The 20,825-nt window shown below is 69.6% G+C and carries 20 protein-coding genes and 2 pseudogenes; 13 read left to right on the top strand and 9 right to left on the bottom strand.

The features are described from left to right. Window positions 1-831: 831 nt before the first annotated feature. The 3 genes and pseudogenes from ABTZ94_RS26475 to ABTZ94_RS26465 all read right to left on the bottom strand — a co-directional run. A pseudogene (locus ABTZ94_RS26475) lies at window positions 832-1,147 on the bottom strand (transposase); the annotation flags it as partial. 534 nt (window positions 1,148-1,681) lie between these two features. Continuing rightward, the gene (locus ABTZ94_RS26470; RefSeq protein ID WP_351204121.1) at window positions 1,682-2,812 is read right to left on the bottom strand and encodes a sensor histidine kinase; all 1,131 of its coding nucleotides are present in this window, start codon (window positions 2,810-2,812) and stop codon (window positions 1,682-1,684) included. Between the two features lie 38 nt (window positions 2,813-2,850). Next, complete coding sequence (locus ABTZ94_RS26465) at window positions 2,851-3,507, bottom strand: response regulator transcription factor (protein WP_351204119.1); 657 nt, start codon at window positions 3,505-3,507, stop codon at window positions 2,851-2,853. Between the two features lie 188 nt (window positions 3,508-3,695). Between ABTZ94_RS26465 and ABTZ94_RS26460 the strand changes: the two genes are divergently transcribed. From ABTZ94_RS26460 to ABTZ94_RS26445, 4 genes are read left to right on the top strand one after another with little or no spacing between them, the layout of a single operon-like run. Then, window positions 3,696-4,223, top strand: a complete 528-nt coding sequence (locus ABTZ94_RS26460; RefSeq protein WP_351204117.1) for a hypothetical protein — start codon at window positions 3,696-3,698, stop codon at window positions 4,221-4,223. Window positions 4,224-4,225: 2 nt separating this feature from the next. Next, entirely contained in the window at window positions 4,226-5,401 is a 1,176-nt protein-coding gene (locus tag ABTZ94_RS26455) for a peptidoglycan-binding protein (RefSeq protein ID WP_351204115.1), read from the top strand. Then, entirely contained in the window at window positions 5,398-6,126 is a 729-nt protein-coding gene (locus tag ABTZ94_RS26450) for an ABC transporter ATP-binding protein (protein WP_351204113.1), read from the top strand. The genes ABTZ94_RS26455 and ABTZ94_RS26450 overlap by 4 nt, the downstream gene beginning before the upstream one ends. Continuing rightward, entirely contained in the window at window positions 6,123-7,340 is a 1,218-nt protein-coding gene (locus ABTZ94_RS26445; RefSeq protein WP_351204111.1) for an ABC transporter permease, read from the top strand. The genes ABTZ94_RS26450 and ABTZ94_RS26445 overlap by 4 nt, the downstream gene beginning before the upstream one ends. Before the next feature lie 218 nt (window positions 7,341-7,558). On the opposite strand, the gene ABTZ94_RS26440 is transcribed toward ABTZ94_RS26445, so the two are convergent. Continuing rightward, window positions 7,559-8,152, bottom strand: coding sequence for a type II toxin-antitoxin system Phd/YefM family antitoxin (locus ABTZ94_RS26440; protein WP_351204109.1), 594 nt, complete (start codon window positions 8,150-8,152; stop codon window positions 7,559-7,561). 341 nt (window positions 8,153-8,493) lie between these two features. Between ABTZ94_RS26440 and ABTZ94_RS26435 the strand changes: the two genes are divergently transcribed. Together ABTZ94_RS26435 and ABTZ94_RS26430 are read left to right on the top strand one after the other, a co-directional pair. Continuing rightward, window positions 8,494-9,678: a DUF1266 domain-containing protein gene (locus ABTZ94_RS26435; protein WP_502967310.1), complete on the top strand. Its 1,185-nt coding sequence runs from the start codon at window positions 8,494-8,496 to the stop codon at window positions 9,676-9,678. Next, window positions 9,675-10,856, top strand: coding sequence for a DUF1266 domain-containing protein (locus ABTZ94_RS26430; protein ID WP_351204107.1), 1,182 nt, complete (start codon window positions 9,675-9,677; stop codon window positions 10,854-10,856). The genes ABTZ94_RS26435 and ABTZ94_RS26430 overlap by 4 nt, the downstream gene beginning before the upstream one ends. Window positions 10,857-11,243: 387 nt before the next feature. Here ABTZ94_RS26430 and ABTZ94_RS26425 read toward each other — a convergent pair whose 3' ends face one another. Then, complete coding sequence (locus tag ABTZ94_RS26425; RefSeq protein WP_351204105.1) at window positions 11,244-11,429, bottom strand: hypothetical protein; 186 nt, start codon at window positions 11,427-11,429, stop codon at window positions 11,244-11,246. On the opposite strand from ABTZ94_RS26425, the gene ABTZ94_RS26420 reads away from it, so the two are divergent. Further along, on the top strand, window positions 11,428-11,988 hold the full coding sequence (locus ABTZ94_RS26420) for a hypothetical protein (RefSeq protein WP_351204103.1): 561 nt from the start codon (window positions 11,428-11,430) through the stop codon (window positions 11,986-11,988). The genes ABTZ94_RS26425 and ABTZ94_RS26420 overlap by 2 nt on opposite strands. A gap of 202 nt (window positions 11,989-12,190) precedes the next feature. Continuing rightward, window positions 12,191-12,547, top strand: a complete 357-nt coding sequence (locus ABTZ94_RS26415) for a hypothetical protein (RefSeq protein ID WP_351204101.1) — start codon at window positions 12,191-12,193, stop codon at window positions 12,545-12,547. A 25-nt stretch (window positions 12,548-12,572) separates the two neighbouring features. On the opposite strand, the gene ABTZ94_RS26410 is transcribed toward ABTZ94_RS26415, so the two are convergent. The 3 genes from ABTZ94_RS26410 to ABTZ94_RS26400 all read right to left on the bottom strand — a co-directional run bounded on the left by ABTZ94_RS26410 (window position 12,573) and on the right by ABTZ94_RS26400 (window position 15,555). Continuing rightward, window positions 12,573-13,868 carry a site-specific integrase gene (locus ABTZ94_RS26410; protein WP_351204099.1) on the bottom strand — a complete coding sequence of 432 codons (1,296 nt, stop codon included), beginning with the start codon at window positions 13,866-13,868 and terminating at the stop codon, window positions 12,573-12,575. A 230-nt stretch (window positions 13,869-14,098) separates the two neighbouring features. Then, complete coding sequence (locus tag ABTZ94_RS26405) at window positions 14,099-14,434, bottom strand: helix-turn-helix domain-containing protein (protein ID WP_351204097.1); 336 nt, start codon at window positions 14,432-14,434, stop codon at window positions 14,099-14,101. Continuing rightward, window positions 14,431-15,555: a tyrosine-type recombinase/integrase gene (locus tag ABTZ94_RS26400; RefSeq protein WP_351204095.1), complete on the bottom strand. Its 1,125-nt coding sequence runs from the start codon at window positions 15,553-15,555 to the stop codon at window positions 14,431-14,433. Before ABTZ94_RS26400 ends, ABTZ94_RS26405 begins: the two co-directional genes overlap by 4 nt. A 296-nt stretch (window positions 15,556-15,851) precedes the next feature. Here ABTZ94_RS26400 and ABTZ94_RS26395 point away from each other — a divergent pair. Then, window positions 15,852-16,325: pseudogene (locus ABTZ94_RS26395) on the top strand (GNAT family N-acetyltransferase); the annotation flags it as partial. 32 nt (window positions 16,326-16,357) lie between these two features. Here the strand turns inward: ABTZ94_RS26395 and ABTZ94_RS26390 are convergent. After that, window positions 16,358-16,687 (bottom strand): hypothetical protein, encoded by a 330-nt coding sequence (locus ABTZ94_RS26390; protein ID WP_351204093.1) that lies wholly within the window; start codon window positions 16,685-16,687, stop codon window positions 16,358-16,360. A 161-nt stretch (window positions 16,688-16,848) separates the two neighbouring features. On the opposite strand from ABTZ94_RS26390, the gene ABTZ94_RS26385 reads away from it, so the two are divergent. From ABTZ94_RS26385 to ABTZ94_RS26370, 4 genes are all read left to right on the top strand, one after another. Continuing rightward, on the top strand, window positions 16,849-17,550 hold the full coding sequence (locus tag ABTZ94_RS26385; RefSeq protein ID WP_351204091.1) for a hypothetical protein: 702 nt from the start codon (window positions 16,849-16,851) through the stop codon (window positions 17,548-17,550). Next, a complete protein-coding gene (locus ABTZ94_RS26380) occupies window positions 17,471-18,067 on the top strand; it encodes a hypothetical protein (protein WP_351204089.1) in 597 nt (198 codons plus the stop codon). Before ABTZ94_RS26385 ends, ABTZ94_RS26380 begins: the two co-directional genes overlap by 80 nt. A 90-nt stretch (window positions 18,068-18,157) precedes the next feature. Then, window positions 18,158-19,861, top strand: coding sequence for an amidohydrolase (locus ABTZ94_RS26375; protein ID WP_351204087.1), 1,704 nt, complete (start codon window positions 18,158-18,160; stop codon window positions 19,859-19,861). Between the two features lie 49 nt (window positions 19,862-19,910). Further along, complete coding sequence (locus tag ABTZ94_RS26370; protein WP_351204085.1) at window positions 19,911-20,672, top strand: helix-turn-helix transcriptional regulator; 762 nt, start codon at window positions 19,911-19,913, stop codon at window positions 20,670-20,672. Window positions 20,673-20,825 lie beyond the last annotated feature (153 nt).

Here is a 20,825-nt window from a genome sequence, read left to right as displayed (position 1 = left end):
TCTCGGCTGCGCTCGAGCAGGGGAGACCCCATCTGCCTCAATCCTCCGCCTCGCAGCTGCACGCACCCAGCCCCGCTCCTTCTCCCACCCCCCATGTGCCGGTCGGTCTAAATCGTTCGGTGTAACTCCCGTTCACGGAAGATGCATCGATGACCAGTAGAACGTGGCCCAGCGCGAGGCTGTGAGTCGGCAGCGGCTGTGTCGGCAAAGGCCGTGGACGACCAGCTGATCAACGAGTTGGTGAGCCGGGCCCAGGCCGAGGGCCTGCAGCTGGGGCTTCGCCCTGTCCCGCAGGGGCCTTCTTGCGTTCACGGGCTGGTTCTGTAGCCCGGACTGGTTCACAGACCTCATCGGACGCCGGCACTGGTGGGTTGAGCCAAACCACCCAGCAGGCGGGCGCTTGAAGTGCTGGTGGAGTGCGGAGTGCGGACGGTGGTGCCTGCCAGGCGCGGCGCACGAGGGAATCGCGGTGGCGCACTCCCGACCGGCCCCGCCCCGCGCGAACGGCTGCGCCAGCAGGTTCGGTAGGCGCTTGGCTCCGACGGGACGGCCTCCTTCCGATCGTCCGGGCAGCAGAAAAGGGGCGCCCAAGACGTAGGCGCCCGTTTCCTTGGGTGTGCTCTTTCGGGCAGGGGGCGGACTTCTGCAACTCCCGTCGGCCCCATCAGGGCATCGACAACGCCCGCCCTCTGCACCCGTTGCCGGTCCCGATCAGGGATCCGGAGCAGATCGCTCGCCTCGATATTCGGAGACGTGAACGGCACGGCGGCGTCCTCCACGAGTACCAACATGCCGCATGACCTGCGCGGATGAGGTTTTCGGCAGGCGCAGGGCCTGGACCTCACCAGTGGTCAGGCCCTTGGCGGCCAGCGAGATGACCATCTCGTCGACGCCGGTCAGGCGCTTCTGCCGCTTCTTGACGATCTTCGGTTCGAAGGAGCCACCCCGGTCGCGGGGCACGGCTTTCTCCACTGGTCCGACGTCGGTCAGCACCGTCTTGGAGCGTTTGCCGTTGCGGGAGTTGCCGCCGTCCTTGCCCGCTGGATCGTGCTTTGCCATAGACGAGGTGGTCGGTCATCTCGCCCTCCAGGGCGGACTCCAGCAGCCGTTTGGTCAGCTGCTGGAACAGCTCGCCCTCGCCGGTCAAGAGAGCGGCCCTGTTCTGCTTTGTCATCAAGGAGATCGAAGTGAGCGCAGCAAGGAAATCCTGTCGTACCGGTTCGCGGGCCCTGGCCTTGGCGGCCGGTGCGTTCGCGGCCGCCGTCCTGGCGGCAACCGTACCCGCGATCGCGGCTACCGCCGCATCACACACCGTTGCCCGGTCCGGCAACTCCGCGGAACGGGCCGGCGAAGTCTTCAGCTGCAACGAGGTCAGTGCGGACCTGCCCAACCTCTTTTCCCCGAAGCAGACCTCTCCCCTCGGCTATCGCGTGGGGAGAGGTGTCGCTCTCCAAGACCGGCTTGCCACCGATCTGCGGGAACGAGCCGCGGTCGGATCAGGAGTGGGCTGCTCAGCGCCATGTGCAAGTCAGGAGTGCTGACGTGTGCCGGCAAGGCGCCGTCGCGCACCTGCCGCGGAGGAACAGGTGGGTTCCGGCCCCGGCCGGGTCCGAGCTCGCTCCTCCTGCGGCCACGATCTCTCTCAGCACAGACGGCCGTACCGGCGTTCCCCAAGGCACCTTCAGCTACGTCGGGGCAGTTCGACCCGGACGGTGAGGCCCCCGCCGGGGCGGGGGCGGGCGGTGACCTGGCCCTGGTGGGTCAGGGTAATCGCGCGGGCGACGGCCAGTCCCAGTCCGGAGCCATCGCTGCGGCACTCCGGGCCGCGTTGGAACGCTTCGAACAGCGCGGGGACCTCGTGCGGGTCCAGGACCGGACCGGTGTTGGTGACTTCGATGAAGGCGAGGCGGTTCGTGGTGCCGGTGGCTACCGTCGCTGTGCCGTCGGGGTGGTTGTGGCGCACCGCGTTCGTCAGCAGGTTGAGAGCGATCTGCCGGAGCAGTGAAGGGTCGCCCGCGACCGGGCCCGGCCGCAGGTCGGCAGTGATGCGGGTGCCCGACGCCCGCGCCTCGTCGGCCACGTCCGCCAGGGCTTCCCCGGCGGTGTCCGCGAGGTCGACCGGATGCGGCGTCAGCTCTTCGTTCTCGCCCCGCGCCAGGGTCAACAGCGCCGCGATCAGGCGCTCGGTACGGGCATTGGCATCCAAGGCCCGCTCGATGGAAGGTCTCAGGCCGGCCGGGACCCGGCCCTGGGCGAGCGGAATCTCCAGAGCGGTGCGCTGAACGGTGAGCGGAGTGCGCAGTTCGTGCGAGGCGTGGGCGGTGAAGCGGCGCTGAGCGGTGAAGCTGTGGTCCAGACGGTCGACCATGGCGTCGAAGGTATCCGCCAGCTCACGGACCTCGTCGTTCGGGCCAGTCAGAGCGAGCCGTTCGTCCAGGGCGCTGCCGGTGCTGATCCGCCGGGCCGCCGCGGTGACCTGGCTGAGGCGTTGCAGTGAGCGGCGGCTCGCCCACCAGGCGAGCAGCGCGGCGAGTGCGGTGAAGACGGCGAGCAGGAGCAGGGACCGCAGCAGCAGGTCGCTGAGGACGGTGTGCTGGAAGTCGTCGAAGCCTTGGGAGGGGCTGGTGGTCGCGGCGGGCACAGAGGAGCCTTGCGGGGTCGCGGTTGTGGGACTCGGCGACGTCTGGGAGGGGACGATCGGATCGGGCGCGGTGACGACGAGGCCGCGGTTGGCCTCCATGAGGTCACGGGAGCTCAGCCAGTTCAGCAGGAGCAACCCGCAGCCGAGTACCGCGAACAGCGACGTGGTCACCAGGGTCAGTCGACCGCGCAAGGGCAGCCTGTACGGGGTCACAGCCGGTACCCGTAGCCCGGGTCGTGGGTGATGAGCGGCGGCTCGCCGAGTTTGCGGCGCAGGGAGTGCACGGTCACCCGTACGGCGGTGGTGGCCGGGTCCAGCGCCGCGTCCCACAGGCTGTCCCGCAGCTGCTCGGTGCCGATCGGGGCGCCGTCCGCGGCCAACAGCAGTTCCAGGACCCCGAGTTCCCTGGGGGTCAGCTTCAGTGGCCGGCCGTCGCGTTCGGCGGCCCGGCGCACGGTGTCGACGCTGACACCGCGCCTGCTGAGCACGGTGACACCGCTGCCGGCGGGAGCACGGCGGCCCAGAGCGCGCAGCCGGGCGATCAGTTCCAGGTACGAGAAGGGTTTGGCCATGTAGTCGTCGGCGCCCTTACCCAGTCCGTCGACCAGATCGGCAAGAGTGCCGGCGGCGGTGAGCATCAGGATCCTGGCCGGGTAGCCCGCGGTGTTCAGGGCCCGGCAGACGGCATCCCCGCTCAGTTTCGGCAGGTCCCGGTCCAGGAGCAGGATGTCGTACTCGGCGGCGGCCGTCATTTCGAGTGCGCGGGCACCGTCGTGTGCGACGTCGCAGGCCATGCCCTCGGCGCGCAGGCCCTCGGCGAGCATCGCCGCCAGCTCCGCCTCGTCCTCGACGATCAGTACCCGCATTCTGTTCCACTCCGCTCGACCGCGCCCTGCGCCCCTGTGCTGACCTGCGTACGGTCCTGCCGTCCTGACCTGGCCAAGGATGCCCCGGCAGGTGTGAGCCAGCGGTTAGACACACGTTCACGGATGGCTAACTCGGCAGTCCGTACAACTGCTGGAGTCGATGCCGACCTCCAGCAGGGAGAAGCAATATGCGTACCAGGATCGTACGGACAGTACTGACGGCGGCCGCCGTGACGGCGGCGCTGGTGGTGAGCGGCTGCTCCTCACCATCCTCGGCGCCCGAAGTGGCGGGGGGCGACGGCGCGGGAAGGAGCAAGCCGCAGGACGACAACGCGGTGCGGCGGGCCTGGGTGGACTGCATGCACCAGCAGGGGCAGAACAGCGTCGAGCAGGACAAGGAAGGCAACATCACCTTCCCCGCCGGCAGCGTCGACGATCCAGCCGCGGACGGCGGCTTCGACGCGGCGAGCAAAGTCTGCGATGCCAAGGTCCCCGGCATCCACCAGGCCGCACAGAAGAGCAACGAGAAGTCCGTCGAGCAAGGTCGTGCCTTCGTCGCGTGCGCGCGGAAGAACGGATACGCGGACATTCCTGACCCCGACCCCAAGACCGGGCTCCTCAAATTCACCGCGGGCTCGTTCAACGCCGCCCGGTGGGAAGCCATCCAACCGGCCTGCGGCAAGCTGCCGATGCCCGGCTACTCGATGGGTCAGTGATCATGAGCCGCCCTGCCAAGACCACCGCCGCCAAGACCACCGCCGCCGAGACCACCACCCCCGCAGACGGCTCGCCCGCACCTGCGCGGAGCAGACGCCGCAGGGTCGTCGTACCGCTCGTCGTTGTCGCCGTGCTCGGCGGCTCGGGCGTGCTCGCTGCCGTGCGCCCCTGGGAGCGCCATGGCTTCCCCTCCGTGCAGCAGTCCGTCGACCACGCCACTGCCCCGGTGCAGAAGGGCTCTCTGTCCAGCGGCATCCAGGTCGGCGGTGCCCTCGCCTACGACAACCCCACCCCCGTCGTCGCCGCCGGACGTGGGACCCTCACCGCTCTGCCCGCCGTCGGCGCGGTCGTCAAGGCCGGTGCGCAGCTCTACGAGGTGGACGGCCGGCCCGTCGTACTGCTCACCGGTGACCGGCCGATGTGGCGCGACCTCGGCCCTGGGGTCGACGACGGCCTGGACGTCAAGCAGCTCAAGCGCAACCTGATCAAGCTCGGCCACGCCGACGGACTGGGCCTGACGGTGGATCAGAAGTTCACCGCCGGCACGGCCACCGCCGTCAAGCGCTGGCAGAAGGCCCTCGGTGAGCAGCAGACCGGGACGGTCGCGCTCGGCAGCGTCGTCGTGCTGCCGCGGCCGACCGTACGGGTCCAGCAGCTCGGCGCGCAGCTCGGCTCGGCCCTCGGGGCCACCGCGGTCATGACCGTGACCAGCACCGACCTGGTCGCCACAGTGCAGCCCGCCGACAACCAGCTCTCCCAGTTCAAGCCCAACGGCCGGGTCACGGTGAAGCTGACCGACGGCTCCACCGTCCAAGGCCGCATCCGGTCGCTGGTCCGAGGCGGCTCCGGCAACGGCGGGGACAACAGCCCGGAGGGCGGGGGCGGCTCGGGCGGCTCGGACAAGACCACCGTGACCATCGCACTCGACAGCCAGCAGCAGGCCAAGCATGCCGGGCCCTCCTCCGCGACCGTCACCGTCGTCGGCAACACCGTCAGCGACGCGCTCATAGTCCCCGTCACCGCGCTGCTCGCCCTGGACGGCGGCGGCTACGGCGTCCAGGTCACCGACGGCTCCGCCACCCGGCTCGTCAAGGTCCAACTGGGACTGGTCGCCGACGCCAAGGCGCAGATCACCGGGGACGTCCGGGCGGGCGACCAGGTGGTGATCCCGAAATGACGCTTCCCCAGCCGGCCGACAAGGCCCCGGTACTGGAACTCGTAGGCGTGACAAAGGAGTACCCGGGATCACCACCGCTGCGCATCCTGCACGGCATCCACCTCACCGTTGAGGCAGGGGAACTCCTCGCCGTGGTCGGTCCCTCCGGCTCCGGCAAATCCACCCTCCTCGCCCTGCTCGGTTCCCTCGACCGGCCCACGGCCGGGCAGCTGCGCTTCGAAGGGCTCGACCTCGCCGCCATCTCCGACCCCGAACTGGCCGCCCTGCGCGCCCACCGGATCGGCTTCGTCTTCCAGCAGTTCTTCCTGCTGTCCGGACTCACCACTGTCGAGAACGTCGCCACCGGTCTCCTCTACAGCGGTGCCCCCGCCGCACACCGCCGTGCCCGCGCCGTCGAAGCCCTGCACGAGGTGGGCCTCGGACACCGGCTGCACCACCACCCCGACCAGCTCTCCGGCGGCGAGAAACAGCGCGTCGCCATCGCCCGCGCTCTCGTCGCCCGCCCGGCACTGCTGCTCGCCGACGAACCCACCGGCGCCCTGGACAGCGTCTCCGGCACCGCCGTCGTCGACCTGTTGCGGACCCTGAACGCCAACGGCACCACGGTCGTCGTCATCACCCATGACCGTGAACTGGCCGCCTCGTTCCCCCGGCGCATCGGCATCCACGACGGCCGCATCGACTTCGACGAGCACGGCCAGAACCCCGCAGGAGCCGTCCGATGACCCCTCCGACGACCCGTCGCAAGACACCCGGCCCGCGCCGTACCCGGCTGCGCCCCATGGACATGCTGCGCCTCGGCATGATCGGGCCACGCACCCGCCGGATGCGCTCCGCTCTGTCCGCGCTCGGCATCTCCCTGGGCATCGCCGCCGTCATCGCCGTGACCGGAATATCTGCCTCCAACCAGGCCCACCTGCTGGAGCGTTTGGACCAGCTCGGCTCCAACCTGATCACCGTCGCCCCCGGCAACGGCGCCGACCAGAAACCGGTGCCGCTACCGTCCACAGCCGAGAAGATGCTCGCCAACATCGCCCCCGTGCAGCAGGTCACCGCCACCGGCGCCACCAAGGCCCAGGTCTACCGCAACGACCTCGTCCCCGCCCAGCAGACCGGCAGCCTCACCGTCCTGGCCGCCCGGCTCAACCTGCTCGACGTCCTGCACGCCACCCTGCGCAATGGCAACTGGCTGGACAAGGCCGACGAGAACCTCCCCGTCACCGTGCTCGGCGACCAGGCCGCCCTCCGGCTCGGCGTGACCGCGCCGGGCGAACGCGTCTGGCTGGGCGGCCAGTGGTTCGCCGTCACCGGAATCCTGGCCCCCAACGAACTCGCCCCCGAACTCGGCACCACCGCCCTCGTCGGCTGGCCCAAGGCCACCGCCGACCTCGGCGCGGACGGCACCGCCGCCATGGTCTACCTCAGGGCCCACCCCGAACGCGTCCCCGACGTACAGGCCGTCGCCGGAGCCACCGCCGACCCCGCCAACCCGAGCACGGTCGCCGTCAGCCGCCCCTCAGACCTGTACACGGCACGCGCCGAGACCAAGAACTCCCTCACCGGACTGGTCCTCGCCCTCGCCGCCGTCGCCCTGCTCGTGGGCGGCGTCGGCATCGCCAACACCATGGTGGTAGGCGTCATGGAACGCCGCGGCGAAGTCGGACTACGCCGCGCGCTCGGCGCCCGAAGCGGCCAGATCGCCGTCCAGTTCCTGATCGAGGCCGTACTGATGGGCTTCATCGGAGGAATCGGCGGGCTGCTCGTGGGCGGCCTCACCGTCTACGGCTATGCCCTCGCGCAGGGCTGGCCGGCCGCCGTCCCGCTTTACACGGTCGTCGCCGGACCCCTGGTGTCGGTCCTGGTAGCCGCCATCGCCGGCATCTACCCGGCCCTGCGCGCGGCCAGAGTGTCCCCGACCGACGCCCTGCGCTCGGCCTGACGGCCCAGTGACCGATCAGGCCCGGCGCCGCGGGCACCTATGCGGCACTGCCTGTTCCACGCACCCCACGCCCCAGGCCCGCAGTGCGGCACCACCTCGCGGGCGCCCACTTCGAGGCACGGTCTCATAGCGCGGGTTCGATTCCCGTCATCCGCTCCATAACCTCAGGCCCAGATCAGGGACATATTCCCCGACCTGGGCCTTTGTGTTGTCTTGCATCACGTCCGCACCGGGCGCCGTGGCGTGTACGGGCGGGGAAATGCTCTGGGCGCGGGAGGTGGTGCGGGCCGCGGGGTGCGGCATCCCAGCGCTGCTGCCGGAGCGCGGCCGCTCATCGCGGCGCGCCCGGCGCTGTCGGACTGGTCGTCCCCGTCCTCGGTCTGCTGCTTGCGTCCCTCCTGACGGGCGAGGAACTCCGCGAACGCCGCCGCCTGTTTCGGGTCCATGTACCCCTGGCGCCCGTTTCGCGCCCATTCCTCCAGCCAGTCAAGCTCGCCCGCAGACCGCAGCTCGGCCACGACCACTCGGCCTCGCGTGAATGTCATGCGCACCCCGTCCGCATGCACATACCGAATGTATGGGCCGTGCTGTTCTGGTCCTGGCGGACGCTCCTGCGCCGCATCGGGAAGAGGGATCGGGGCGCCGTAGCCTCGCTGTGCCCAGTGCTCCAGATCGGCCCACTCGGCTGCTGGGAGGAGCACGCACTCCGGCTCGCCAAACGCGGTGATACTCACCCTCTCGCCGGTCTCCTCGACCAGGGCGACGAGGTGCCCGAAGTCCTCTATATCGTCCGGCAGTTCAAATCTATTCATAGACTCCGACGCTACCGGCCACCCCAGCTCCCCCACTGACCGGTCCCCGGCCCCGGGCCACCGCCGTCGCGGCCCGCACGGGCTCAAGGGCCTCCTCCTCGACGCTCGGCCCGGCCTTCCCGGGACTCGGTCGAGGCGCGCGGGCGCCTTGTTCGGCTTGGCGGGTATTGCAGCCGCCGCTGTCCTCGTCGATCCAGTGGCGGGCCCGTCACCGACGCGACGGCGCGCGCTTCGTGCGGGGTGTGGTCTGCACGTTGAGCGATGGCCACGGCGGCTCCTTATAGGGGTACGTTTCCCAGGTCACCGCCCCGGCCACCGGAGGCGTTCCGTAGGATCCGACCGTGACGACGGGGACAGGGACGACGGAGACAGGGGCGCCGTGGGCGGGCTGGACGCCGCCGACGGAGACGGAACGGCTGCTCCACGAGATGGCGGCGGTCGGCAACCGGGATGCGATGCTGGACACCCTGGCCGGGAGCAGGCTCTTCGCGCTCGTCGCCCGGCTGCACGCGGACACTCCCGGCTTCAATCCCCCGCTTGCCGCACAGCCGGATCCCGCGTCGGGCCGGATGTGTGTCACGGTGCTGACATCCGGCACGTTGCCGCCCTGGCACCCCGACTGGGTGTTCGAGGCAACCGGTCTCGACGATCTCGCGCGCCGCTGGCCGGACGGAGTGCGGTGGCTGGGAATCAATCCGGGCACGCCGTACGCCGTCACTCTCGAGGCCGGTCCGGGACGTCGCCGGGCGTGGCTGAAGGCCCACGAGCGGTCGGGCGGGCCGCAGGCCGGCCTGCTGTTGACCCATCGGGCCGGCCCCCTGCACGGACCGGTCGCACACGGCCTGGCCCTCGGAGCCCATCTTGCCGTGCACAACGGCCTCGTCTGGAACGACCTGGGCGCCGCCTACGAGGGGTACGCAACGGATCGCGCCCGGCTCCGTAATCCCTGGGGCGTGCTGGACCGCGCCGCCTACCGGGAGACTCTCGAAGCACTGCTGGCCACCCGGCTCGTCGGCCGTACCTACGAGTCGGTGCTCCGGATCCGTCGCGCCCTCGCCGGGCGGCTGGGCCGCACCCCCACGGTCCCGGAGTGGTCCGCAGCGCTCACCGATGCGCTGACGCGCCGTCGGTCCACACCTTCCGAGGCGGCCGAGGCCCATGAGGCACTGCGGCTGGCCGTCACGTACGAGGACAGGTTCCGCACGGATGGCGCCCTCGGCACCGGCGAACGGGTCGACACCCTGGCCGCCTTCGACTACGGGCGGGCGGTCAACGTCGTACGGCTCGCGCTGGGTGCCCGCCTCTGCGATCCGCGCGAAGCCGAACAGGCCGTGCTGCGGATCGGTGCCCTGGCCGGGCAGGCGTACGGCTCCTGGGCGCAGTTCTCCCTCGGTTATTCGCTGGCCCGCGTGATGCACTTCGACGCGGACGATTCGTCCGGAGTGGAATACGAGCAGTCGCTCGCACAGCACCGCGTCCTGACGCAGGACCCCAACAGCCCTTACCGGAATATCGCCTGGTCATGAATCCACTGCCCCCTTACCCCAGCGACCCTGCCCGTGGCGCCCCCTGGGCACCGCCGTCGATAACGGAGCACCTGCTGTACGAAGCGGGGGCACGCGGTGACACGGAAGCCCAACTGCGTGTGCTGGCCGGCGAGGAGCTGTACATCGCCGCCCCGAAGGCCGAGGTGGACGCTGCTCCCGACATGGCCACATGGCGCTCGTACCGGGACCAGGGCGGACGAAGCTGCCGACCGGTGCTCACCCGAGGAATGCTGCCACCCTGGCATCCGGAGTGGGTGTTCCACGCTGTCTCCCTCAAGTGGATGGCGGAGTTCGACTGGCGCGACCCGTACCAGCTCCTGTCCGTCAATCCCGGCACTCCCGCCCAGTTGATCTTCCCGGCCACGCCCCCGCACCGCGCGATGTGGCTGCGCTACCACGCGGAGAACGACCGCCCCAGGAACGACCGGCTGATCGCGTTGCGACACGGGGCACTGCACGGTCCACTGGCCTACGGGCTGGCGTGCGGGGCGCATCTGGCGGTCGGCAACGGCGTGCCCTGGAACGAGGTGGGCACCGCATACCACGAGTACTCGTGCGAGCGGGAGCTGCTCCGCGACTCGTGGGGCATCACCGAACCGACCGGCTGGCGAAAGCAGTTGGACATCCTACTGGACGCGCGCAACAGTCCGCCCGAGCCCGATTTCGTACTCCGGGTGCGTGAACAGCTCGAGGCCGGGCTCGGCGAGCAGCCCTCCGCGGAGCTTTGGCGCGAAACGGCCGCCGGGCACGCCCAGGACATCGGGGTGGGCCACGGCACGGTCAAGGACATCGAGGAGTTGGTAAGGCGCATCGTCAGGTACGAGGCCCGGTTCCGCGCCGACGGGCTGCTGCCGCCGGACGGCCGGGTCACCACTACGGTCGCCTACGACTACGGGCGTGCCGTGAACCTGGCCAGGTGGGGGCTGTCCGCCCGTTTCTGCGCCCCGCACGAGGCGGAGCAGGCCGTCGTGTACGCCGGTGCGCTGAGCAGATCGGCCTACCGCTCCTGGGAAGATTTCTCGGCGGGATACGCGCTGGGCCGTGTGCTGCGGTTCGACGGCGAGGACTACGGCGACTACTACCAAAGCAATGTCACGGCGCACCGTCTGCTGACGGAGAGCGAAGGCAGCCCGTGGCGGAACCTGCCCTGGCGCTGAACCGTGCCGCGCCTCTTCTCTGCGTACCGCCGTTGGCTAGGAGAAACACAGCTGCGGGCGGTGCGGTGGCGGACCTGGACAGGGGGTCACGGTCGGGCCAACCACGGCGGACAAAGCCGTTCTCCTTCCACAAGGGCACGGCCACACCAGTCGCATCGGGCGCGCTCAGTGCGGTGCGCGGTGGCCCCGGCCGGGCTCGTTGCGGAGGCTGGCGGTGCGCGTGCTCGGTAGCGACCTCGGGCGCGAGGCGGGTGGCAGCGTAGACGCGAGCGTGTTCGCCCCGGCCCGCACCGCGGTCGCCAAGACGGGGACGATGAGCGCGGAAGCTGCAGCCGTCACGCGCTCGTCGACGTCCGCGCCGCTGAAGAGATGGTTCATCGCCCCCGGTCAGGGCCGCGAGGGCGACGGCCGCAGAGGCGGCGACGACAGATCCATGGGGTACGGCGCCGCGTCCAGCAGATGGCCGACAGACATGTTGAGTCGGACACCACCCCGGATGCGGAGCTCGGGTGCGGAGGCCGCCTCACGGCGTCCGGGGGCGTTGTCCGAGGAGACGGTTACGATCCCGTCCATGCGTCTTGAAGAACAGCTGGACAGGCTGGCGGAACTGGGGCTGCCGCTCGCGGCCGGCCGGACCGTGGACGAGTTGCTGTACTCGTGGCCGCGGGAGGCGTACGAGCGCAAGCCATTCGACCTGGTGCTGTTCGCGCTGGGCTGCGCGGTCGAGGCCGAGCCGTGGGAGCGGTGGTTCTGCGACCGGGCATGGCACTTCGACACCGAGTGCGTCCGCGGCCGGGGTTCGTACGTGGCGATCGCCCGGCAGCTGTGCCGGATCGCCGGCCGGCCGAACGCACTGTCCGGCCTGCGGGACCACGTCGACCTCGGCGCGGAGGAGGCGTGGATCGCGTACACGGCCGGCGACCGGCAGGTCAACTGGCCCATCGAGGTCAGGGACGACTGGGCCGACCTGATGGTGGTCGGCTATCTCATGGACGAGCTGGAACACGGCGGCCGGCGCTTCCACGTCCGGCACAACGGCCAGGCCATGACGCTCTTCTTCCTCGACGACGACGCGGCCGGCCGGCTCGACGCGCTGGCCGGCGGGCAGGCGGTCGCCCCATTCCCGGGATAGCGGCCCCGCTCGCGAGGCCGGGCCGGTAGCCGTAGGCGTCCTCGTAGTGCGGGTGTGATACTGGTGGGCTCGCGTATTCAACTGTCGCGAGTATTGCTGCCGAAGCGTCGGTGCAGTCACTGTGTGTGTTGGGGGTGCCGCAGGGTCATGGTCTGTGCTGGCAGCACCTCGCGTTCTGGCCGTTGGTGGATAGCCTGCTCTCATGCCGGAGAAGGTGCCCAAAGCGATCAAGCGTGTGAACAAGCAGGACCTCGTAGGGCTGAGTTCGAAGAGCGAGCGCCTCAACCTCGGCAGGGGACGCGAGCCTGGATGGCTTGATCAGTACCTGGCCGACGATGCGACGGGGTCTCTGCGAGCAATCCTTCTTGAGCATCCTCCCAAGCCCTGTTATCGCTGCCTCGTCCTGATCAAGCGGGCCGACCGGGAAGTCGAGCACTTCCTGCTCGACGTGCTGCCGGAGGATTTCGACCGGCTTGAGGACATCGCTGGCGAGGCTCTGCTCACCTTTACCCGCTGGGCGTTGTCCCAGATCCCGTTGAGTCCTCTTCCTGCGGAGTAGCAGGTTCATTCGGCCGACCGCAGGTTCAGGTATTGCTCTGTGGGGTCCAGCCGGGTGGTGACCGCCAGTGGTCTCCGGCGGCGTATCGACTCCAGGTGCCTCCGGCCTCAGAGGCAAGCTTGGCTGTGGTGACCCGGTGATAGCCGAGAGCCTCAGCGACCACTGGTGCGGGCATTTCGAGAACGTGTTGCCGGATTGCGGCTGTGCGGCCTGCGGTAGTGGGGATGCCGATGTCGTTGATGAGCGCGGCGAGAGCGTCGGGGTGCATCGGTTGTCCGGCTCGCCGGCCGGGGAACACCCACCGGGAGGCTTGGTTGGTCGCGGTGTTCATGTTGTCCCGGCTGTCGATCCAGCGAAGCAGCAGTTCCGCGAGCGGTTCTGGCACTGGGGACGGCGGTTCGCCGAGGCGGAGAAGCGTCTGGTCGTTGCTGTGACCGATGTCGTCCAAGGTGAGGCGCACGACTCGGCTGAGTGGTTGGGCATAGAGCAGGACGATCACGCCCGCGACCCGAGTGCGAAGCGGCAGGTCCGGGTCGGTGAGGAGGCGCCCGATCAGTTCCAGTCGTTCGGGCTGCGGCATCGGGGTGGCCCGACGGATCTGGACCGGGGGCAGCCGGAAGGGCCGAGTGAGCTTGCTGGCCGAGCACCAGAGCAGGAAGGCTCGCATGGTGTTGCGGGTGTACTCGTTCTGCCCGGCGTGCCAGGCATCGATGCCGGTCTGGCCGCAGGTGCCAAGGGTGTGATCACGGGCGGCGAGCCAGGTGAGGAAGGCTGTGGCCTGCTTGACCTGGTCAGCGGCATGTCGACGGGCTGCCGGTGTGATCGGCTTCTTCTGGCTGCTGGTCCGCAGGCGTGGGAGCACTTCCCAGGTGGCGAGCCGGCGGATGACCTGAGCATGGTCGGGGACAGGAATGTCGGCGAGGTGGCCGATGAGCCACCGTTCGAACGAGCAGATCCGCTTGTCGACGACGGGTAGGACACCACAGGACATGAGGAGTTCCCGCAGATGGGCGGCGGCCCGCCAGGGTTCGAGGGTGTGGAAGGCTTCGTGGGTCAGCTCGATGTCGCCGATGGCGAGTCGGCGTAGCCAGTCGGCGGTGGAGTCGGGGCGTTCTTTGTTCCGGTCGAGCCAGGCGAGGCCGGACAACGGGCTGTCCATGGTGCGGAGCGAGTCGGCCAGCGGAACAAGTTCGGGGCGGATGCGGCCGGTGCCGTCCTCCAGCAGCTGGGATAGCCGGTCGGCAACGGTGCAGCGGGTGCAGAGCCGACCTCTGTGAAGCTTGCCTTCCTCTCCGCAGCGGGAACATCGATAGGACATCATGAAGCCCGCACAGTCGGAGCAGATCGGCATGCGGTCGCCGGGCCGTAGGCCGGGAAGAGCACGCTCGACTCGGCATTCGGGACAGGTTCCACGAACGCAGAGAGCTTTGTCGTAGCAGGTGCGGCAGACATAGCCGTCGGGCCAGCGGGCGGCGAACCAGCCGTGGCGCTGACAGCGGGCGCACGTCCTCTTGTGCCAGCGCTCGCACTCCTCGGGGGTGTAGGTGGGACTCACTCGTCAGGAAGGATTCGGGCCGGTCGGGGCCGCAGCTTCGCGACCGCCGTCGGCATGGCAGGGAGATCACCGGTCGCGGTCCTGCGGACTCCGGCGTTCTCGGCGGTCGTGGTGACCAGGTCTGCCGGCGTGCAGGAGAAGATGTCACAGAACGCGGCCAGGACCTGAAGCGACAACCGCTCGGGGGTGCCGGAGACCAGTCGGTGGACCTGGGAAGCTGACAGTTCGATGCCGCGGTCGCGTAGTAGCGGCACCAGCTCGGTGGTGGTGAACATGCCGTGGGTACCCATCAGTTCGCGCAGCTTCCACGTGTAGCCGACCTTGCGCTTCACCTCTGCCTCCCGGCCTGGCTTTCCAGGGCGGCGGCAATGGTGCCGTCCAGATGTCGACGGAGTGTGCGTGTGCGGAAGTCCGAGCTCACGCAGGTGTAGATCGCGGTCGTGCTTGCGTGGTCGTGACCGACCTGTTCCTGGACGAAGCGCGGGTCCCAGCCGGCCTCGATCAGATGGGTGACGTAGGACCTGCGGAAGGAATGGAAGTCCAGCCCTTCGTCCAGGCCCAGGGCCTGGCGGTAGGTGATGAATCGGGAGTTGAGCCGCTGGCAACCGATCCGCAGTCCGCGCTCGGAGGGCCAGGCGGCTGGGTTCCCTTCACCTCCGAACAGCGGCCGGACCTCGGTGAACCACTCGTCCAAAATGTCGGGGGCCCAGTCCCAGACGGTCAGCACCGTGCGTCGCTTGGGCGGTGAGCCCTTCTTGGCTTTGCCGAACCGGATGCGGCACAGACCGAACTCGCCGTACTCGGTTCCGTGTGGGTTGCGGCCGAAGTCAGCGGCGTCCAGCATCCGTGTTTCGTTGCGTCGTGTCCCGAAGGCGTACGCGGTCTTGAACAACGTCGCGTCGCGGAACGCGGGCAGCCAGCCCTTGCGGCCGAAGGCACGGATGCGGGCCACCTCGTCGTCGCAGTGGGCGAAGAAGGCGTGTAGCTCGGCCTTGGTGAAGGCGCGCTTCTTCGCATCGGACTCGTTGTCCTGGACGTGCACCGCGGTGTTCCACTCGTGCACGATTTGGACCGGATGGGAGCCGAACCGCTCTTCACACGTGGTGGCCCACTCGTAGAGGGGGTCGGTGGCGAAGTGGCAGAAGGAGCGGATGGCTTCGGAGTACGAGCGGATCGTCGAACGCTTCAGATCACGCAATGAGCGCAGGTCACCGAGCCATTCATCCACCATGGCTGGCGTCCACTGCCAGGGGAAGGCGTTCACGTAGGCGGTGAACGCCTTCACCGTGTTCTCCCGCCCTTCGACAGTCGAGCGAGCCAGGTTCCGTGCGAGCTGCTGATTGGCGAATCCGCCCAGCATCGCGGAGAAGACCTGTTCCTCCGGCCGCAGCAGTGCGATGCCGTCCGCCAGGTGCAGTCTCGCCGCCCCCGGGACCGTCCCGTTGAAACCCACTGTCCACCACTCTCCGTAGCTCGCATCCAATGCGAGAAAACCGCATCAGATGCGAGTCGGCGGCGAAACCGCAGGCCGTCCATCCGGACGAGTGACAGCGGCTGGCCATCAGGCCTCGCCAGCCGCTACCGTCGCGCGACACAACAGAGCCGTTCGTTCCTGTTCAGCGAGGTGTCGTCCGCCCTCTCTGGTGCCGACACATCAACTGTCGCCAGTTCGCATCCGATGCAATTGGCGGCGCTTGTAGTTGCGGTACAGAAAGTGCCGCTGAGATTGATCTCATTGGGTCGGGCTGGGCTCGGGACCGTGCGGCGTTCATCGAGCTGTTCACCTCGCCGGAGGTGGGCAGCTACATAGGCGGCCCTCGTCCGCGTGATGAGGTCGAGCGCGCGTTGCCCGAGACGCCCGAGAAGCGCCCCGGCCTTTTCGTGATCGAGCTCGACGGAACGATGATCGGCACCATCGAGCTCAACCGGCGCGACGCGAAGCGTCGGAGTCATGTCCGTCCGGATGCCGGAGAGGCCGAGCTCGGCTACCTGTTGCTGCCACAGGCATGGGGACGCGGGTACGCCGCCGAGGCGTGCGCAGCGGCACTCGACTGGTTCGCCGACGCGCTTCCCGGCGAGCCGGTGGTGCTGTGCACCCAGACCGCCAACGACCGCTCGATGCGCCTCGCGGCAAAGCTGGGATTCACCGAGGTGCAACGGTACGAGGCGTGGGGCGCCGAACAGTGGATGGGCGTGTGGTCCCCGGACACGCCGCCCGCTTGAGCTCGTGCCCGGAAGGGGTGGCATGACGGCCGTCAGTCCTCGTCGTCCTCGACGGCTTCCGGGTCCCGGAAGGGGCGCAGGCCCTGGTCGGGGCCACTGCGGTGATCCTCACGCTGGCGTCGATCACGGGTATGCGCGCGAGCGAGCTCATGGAACTGCAGGTCGGCTGCCGTCAGCCAGCACAGGAGAATGGTCCTGGACTGATCCGCTACCGACTGGCCGGCAAGCTCATCAAGGGCCAGCCTCTCGGCGGTGTCCGCGACGAATGGGTCGTCATCCAGGACGCCTGCGAGGCGGTCGGTCTCGCCGAACAGCTTCACGAAGACCCGGTGGACGGGAAGCCGCTGTTCGGCCGGTTCCACTTCAAATCCCGCTACCAGTGGTTCCGTGACTGGGTGAATGGACCGGACGGGCAGCGGCTCGGCCTCGGTCCGATCCCCGATGATCGTCTGACTCTGAGGATGCTGCGAAGGAAGCTGGCGATCGAGCTCGCCTATCGCCCCGGCGGAGCCCAGCCGAGCTGTTGGCCGAGGTCAACGGCCACGAACAACAACGCAATCTCGAACTCGTGCTGGCCGAGTTCCGCAACTACCAGCAGGGCATCCTGCCGACCGGGCCCGGCGCCCGCAGCCTCACCGAGTTCTTCGCCAGCATCGACGAGAAGCTCGACCCGGCGGCAGCGCCAGCACCGAGAACCCAGCGCAGTGACCGCGACGTGCTCAACCTGTTGACCAAACGTGCCGCGGTCCTCCACCTCGGACCTGCGAACTACTGCTGGTTCGCCGATCCCTCCCGCGCGCTCTGTCTCAAGCTCGCCGGCACCCCCGCCGCCGCGGATCGACCGCTGGTAGGGATGTGTGACTCCGCCCGCTGTCCGCAGGCCACCCACCACCCCCGGCACCGGCCTGTCTGGGCCGAGCACGCCGACAAGACGAAGATTTTCATCGGGCAGCTCGGCACCGCCCGCAAGACCGAACGCACCCGGCTCCAAGCCGACTTTGACCGGGCCCGCCGCGCACGCGCCGCTGTCACCGTCGCGAACGCGGTTCCGACAGCGGACCTGCTCAATGGCCACACGAAGTCATCCGCACACGGCCTCTGCGGACACAAGCCGGTCACTGGGCACCAGGATGGCCAACGCAGGCGTGTCCGGACGCACCATCCGCGAGGTCCTGGGCCACACCTCCTGGCAGATGCAGGAGCACTACTCGCGCATCGCAGATGACACGCTTCGCCGTGAGTACGAGGAGAAGTACGAGGTCCGCTTCAACCTCAAGGGCGAGGCCGTCAAGATCCACCGCGACAGCGACCTGTCCGGCGTCGAGTGGCTCGCCGAGAAGATCGGTCGCCGCCTCCACGCCGTCGCCGGCGGCTGGTGCGGACGGCACATCTCCCGCCCCTGCCCCAAAACCGCGGCCGACGGCTGCTACTTCTGCGACGACTTCCAAACCGATCGGCAATTCCTGCACGTCCACCGCGACACCCTCGCCCGCACTCGCGAACTGCAAGCTGACGCCGCTGCCGCTCGAGACCAGGGGCAAGGACCTCACCTGAGTCCACCGGCTCCCCCGTCGGCGTCCGCCGGTGCGACCTCGCGCGGGCGGACGCGGCCGACTGCAGGTTGTGTCCGCCCACCACCTGGCCGGGTGACCGCGAGCGGTGCCGTCGGGCCGTCCACGCAGGAGGGCATCGAGAGGTCGGCCGTCGGACCGCCCCCGCGAGAGCGCGTATCGGTGGGATGACCGATGTGCGGGGGGCGGGCGCACGGTCATAGTCCTCGGGAGATCGTTCGCGGGCAGCCTTGGTGCGCCCGTTTTTCGAAAGGACCTTCAGTGGGCACGTATGCGGATCTGGTGTTTCTCGGCGGGCGGGTGGTCACGGTCGATGCGGAGTTCTCCATCGCCTCGGCCCTGGCGGTGACCGGAGGGGTCATCAGCGCCGTCGGTGGGCGGGACGACGTCGCGCCGCTCGTCGGACCCGGCACCCGAGTAGTCGACCTGCGGGGAGCGACGCTGCTTCCCGGCATCAACGATTCCCATCTGCACGCGTGCGCCTTCGGCATGGCGACGCCGCCGCTCTCCCTCGACCTCGGCCATCCCGCCGTGTCCTCGCTCGCGGACGTGACCGAGGCGGTACGGGAAGCCGTCGGGCGGGTTCCGGGCGGGCAGTGGATCACGGGGCACGGCTGGGACACCGGTTACCTCGACGAGTGCGTCGCCGATCCGTCGCGGCTGCCCTCGCGGCGCGACCTCGACGCCGTGAGCCCGGACCACCCCGTCGTCCTGTACGCCTTCTCCGGGCACGCCACCTGGGTCAACTCCAAGGCGCTGGAGCTCATCGGGATCGACCGGCACACCGTCGCGCCGCCCGGCGGGGCCATCGTCGTGGACGAAGCCGGGGAGCCGACCGGGCTGCTCCACGAGGGGGCCCAGGCCCTCGTCCAGAACGCGCTGCCGCCGCTCAGCCGGCAGGAGCGGACCGACGCGATCAGGTCGGCCCTCGCCACGCTGGCCCGGCTCGGCGTGACCAGCTACACCGAGCCCGGGCTCGGCCCCGGCGGCGACGGCATCATGCGGGGCGCGCTCGGCGCGGAGACCCTCGACGTCTACCGCCGGCTGCTGGCCGACGGCGAACTGACCGCCCGCGTCGGCGTCCTGCTCCTGCCCACCGGAATGGCGAGCACCACGGAGGAGTTCGCCCGCGCCCTCGCCTCCCCCGGCGAGACCGGCGACGCCGATCCGCGCCGCCTCGCGATCCACGGGGTCAAGGTCTTCGCCGACGGCATCGTCCCCAACAAGACGGCCTGGATGCACGAACCGTACGTCGGCGGTGGCTGCGGCTCCCTGTGCGTCGGCGGCGAGACCGACACCGAGCGCATCGCCGAGATCGGCGCCATGATCCGGCATGCCCACGCTGCCGGGCACCAGCTGGGCGTCCACGTCACCGGTGACCGGGCCATAGACACCGTCGCGGACGCCTTCGCCGCGGCCATGTCCGAGCACCCGCGGCCCGACGCCCGCCATTACGTCATCCACGGCGACTTCCTCACCGCGCACAGCATGAAGGTGCTGGCCGCGCACGGCTTCGGCGTCAACATGAACCCCACCATCAAGTGGACCGTCGCCGACATGGAGGAGGAGTTCGTCGGCACCGAACGGGCCGCGTACGCGTGGCCCTACCGCGATGCCATCGACGCCGGTGTGCGGGTCGCGAGCGGATCCGACGCCCCCGTCACGTACCCGGACTGGCGCCAGGGTGTCGCCACCATGGTGCTGCGCGAGTCGAAGGCCGCCGGCCGGGTCAGCGGCCCCGAGCAGCGCATCGCCCTGGCCGAGGCGATCCGTACATACACGATCAACGCGGCCTGGCAGGACTTCGCCGACGACTGGAAGGGCTCCCTGGAGCCGGGCAAGGCCGCCGACCTCTGCGTGCTCGACGGGGACCTGCTCACCGCCGACCCCCACGACATCCCGGAGATGCCCGTCGTCCTCACCGTCGTGGACGGGCAGGTCGTGCACGACGCCCTTCGCGATTGACGTATTCCGGACGCTTGATCATCCTTGGAGGATGGCAGCGGAGCGGAGCATGACGGACATCCTGGACGCGGCGGTGCAGGTCCGTGAGGCCGCCAGGAGCGGTGCGACCGGCATCGGCGCGGTCCTGGCGGCGCTGTCGGAGGTGGTGGAGTACGACCACGCCTCCCTCGCCCGGTGGGATCCGCTGCGGCGGCGCCACACCACCCTGGCCGGGAGCTACCCGGACGACGCCACGGCCTACATCGAGACCCGCCTCCACCACGACCCGATGTTCCCCGTGCTCCGCAGCCCGGCCCGAGGCGGTCTCTGGCTCAGGGACGTCCCCCGGCACCTCCTGGCGGCATCCCCGGGCTTCCAGGAGGTGCTGTGTCCCCTCGGCATCGAGGACGGCGTGGCCCAGTGCCTGTTCGCCGCCGACAGCCGGTACGTCGGCATGCTGAACATCAGCACCCGCCGACCGCGGCACGGGCCCGATCCGGCACGCGCCGTGATCACCCTGCTCACGGAGGCGCTCGCCGCGGCCGTCGACCCCCGCGCGGGCCTTCCGCCCGAGGAGGTCGCCGCGTTCGGCCCCGAGGCGGACACGCGGCACCCGGACGCGCGGCGGCCAGGCGGACTCTCGCCGCGGGAGCTCCAGGTCCTGGCCGAACTGACCGCCGGCCGCACCAATCGGGAGATCGCCGAGCGGCTGTATATCACGCCGCGGACCGTAGGGACACACATCGAGCACATCCTCGCCAAGCTCGACCTCCCCAACCGCGCGGCCGCCGCCGCCCGGGCCGCCGCCTGGGGAATCGAACCCTCCCGCTGACGCGCGTACGACGGCGACGAGCCGTACGACGCGACGGCCGCCGAGCTATTACCTCTAGGCTTGTCCTACCTTTCAAGCGGGTCGGATCTGATCATTCGTAGGATCGGGGAAGCCCAGGGGTTCCGGGTATGGCTGTGAGCTTGTCGCCGCTTG

It is taken from the genome of Streptomyces sp. NPDC002785 (genome assembly GCF_040295565.1).
Lineage (GTDB): Bacteria > Actinomycetota > Actinomycetes > Streptomycetales > Streptomycetaceae > Streptomyces.
The sequence above is the reverse complement of the archived record's forward strand: the minus strand, read 5'-3'. Positions and strand labels throughout refer to the sequence as shown.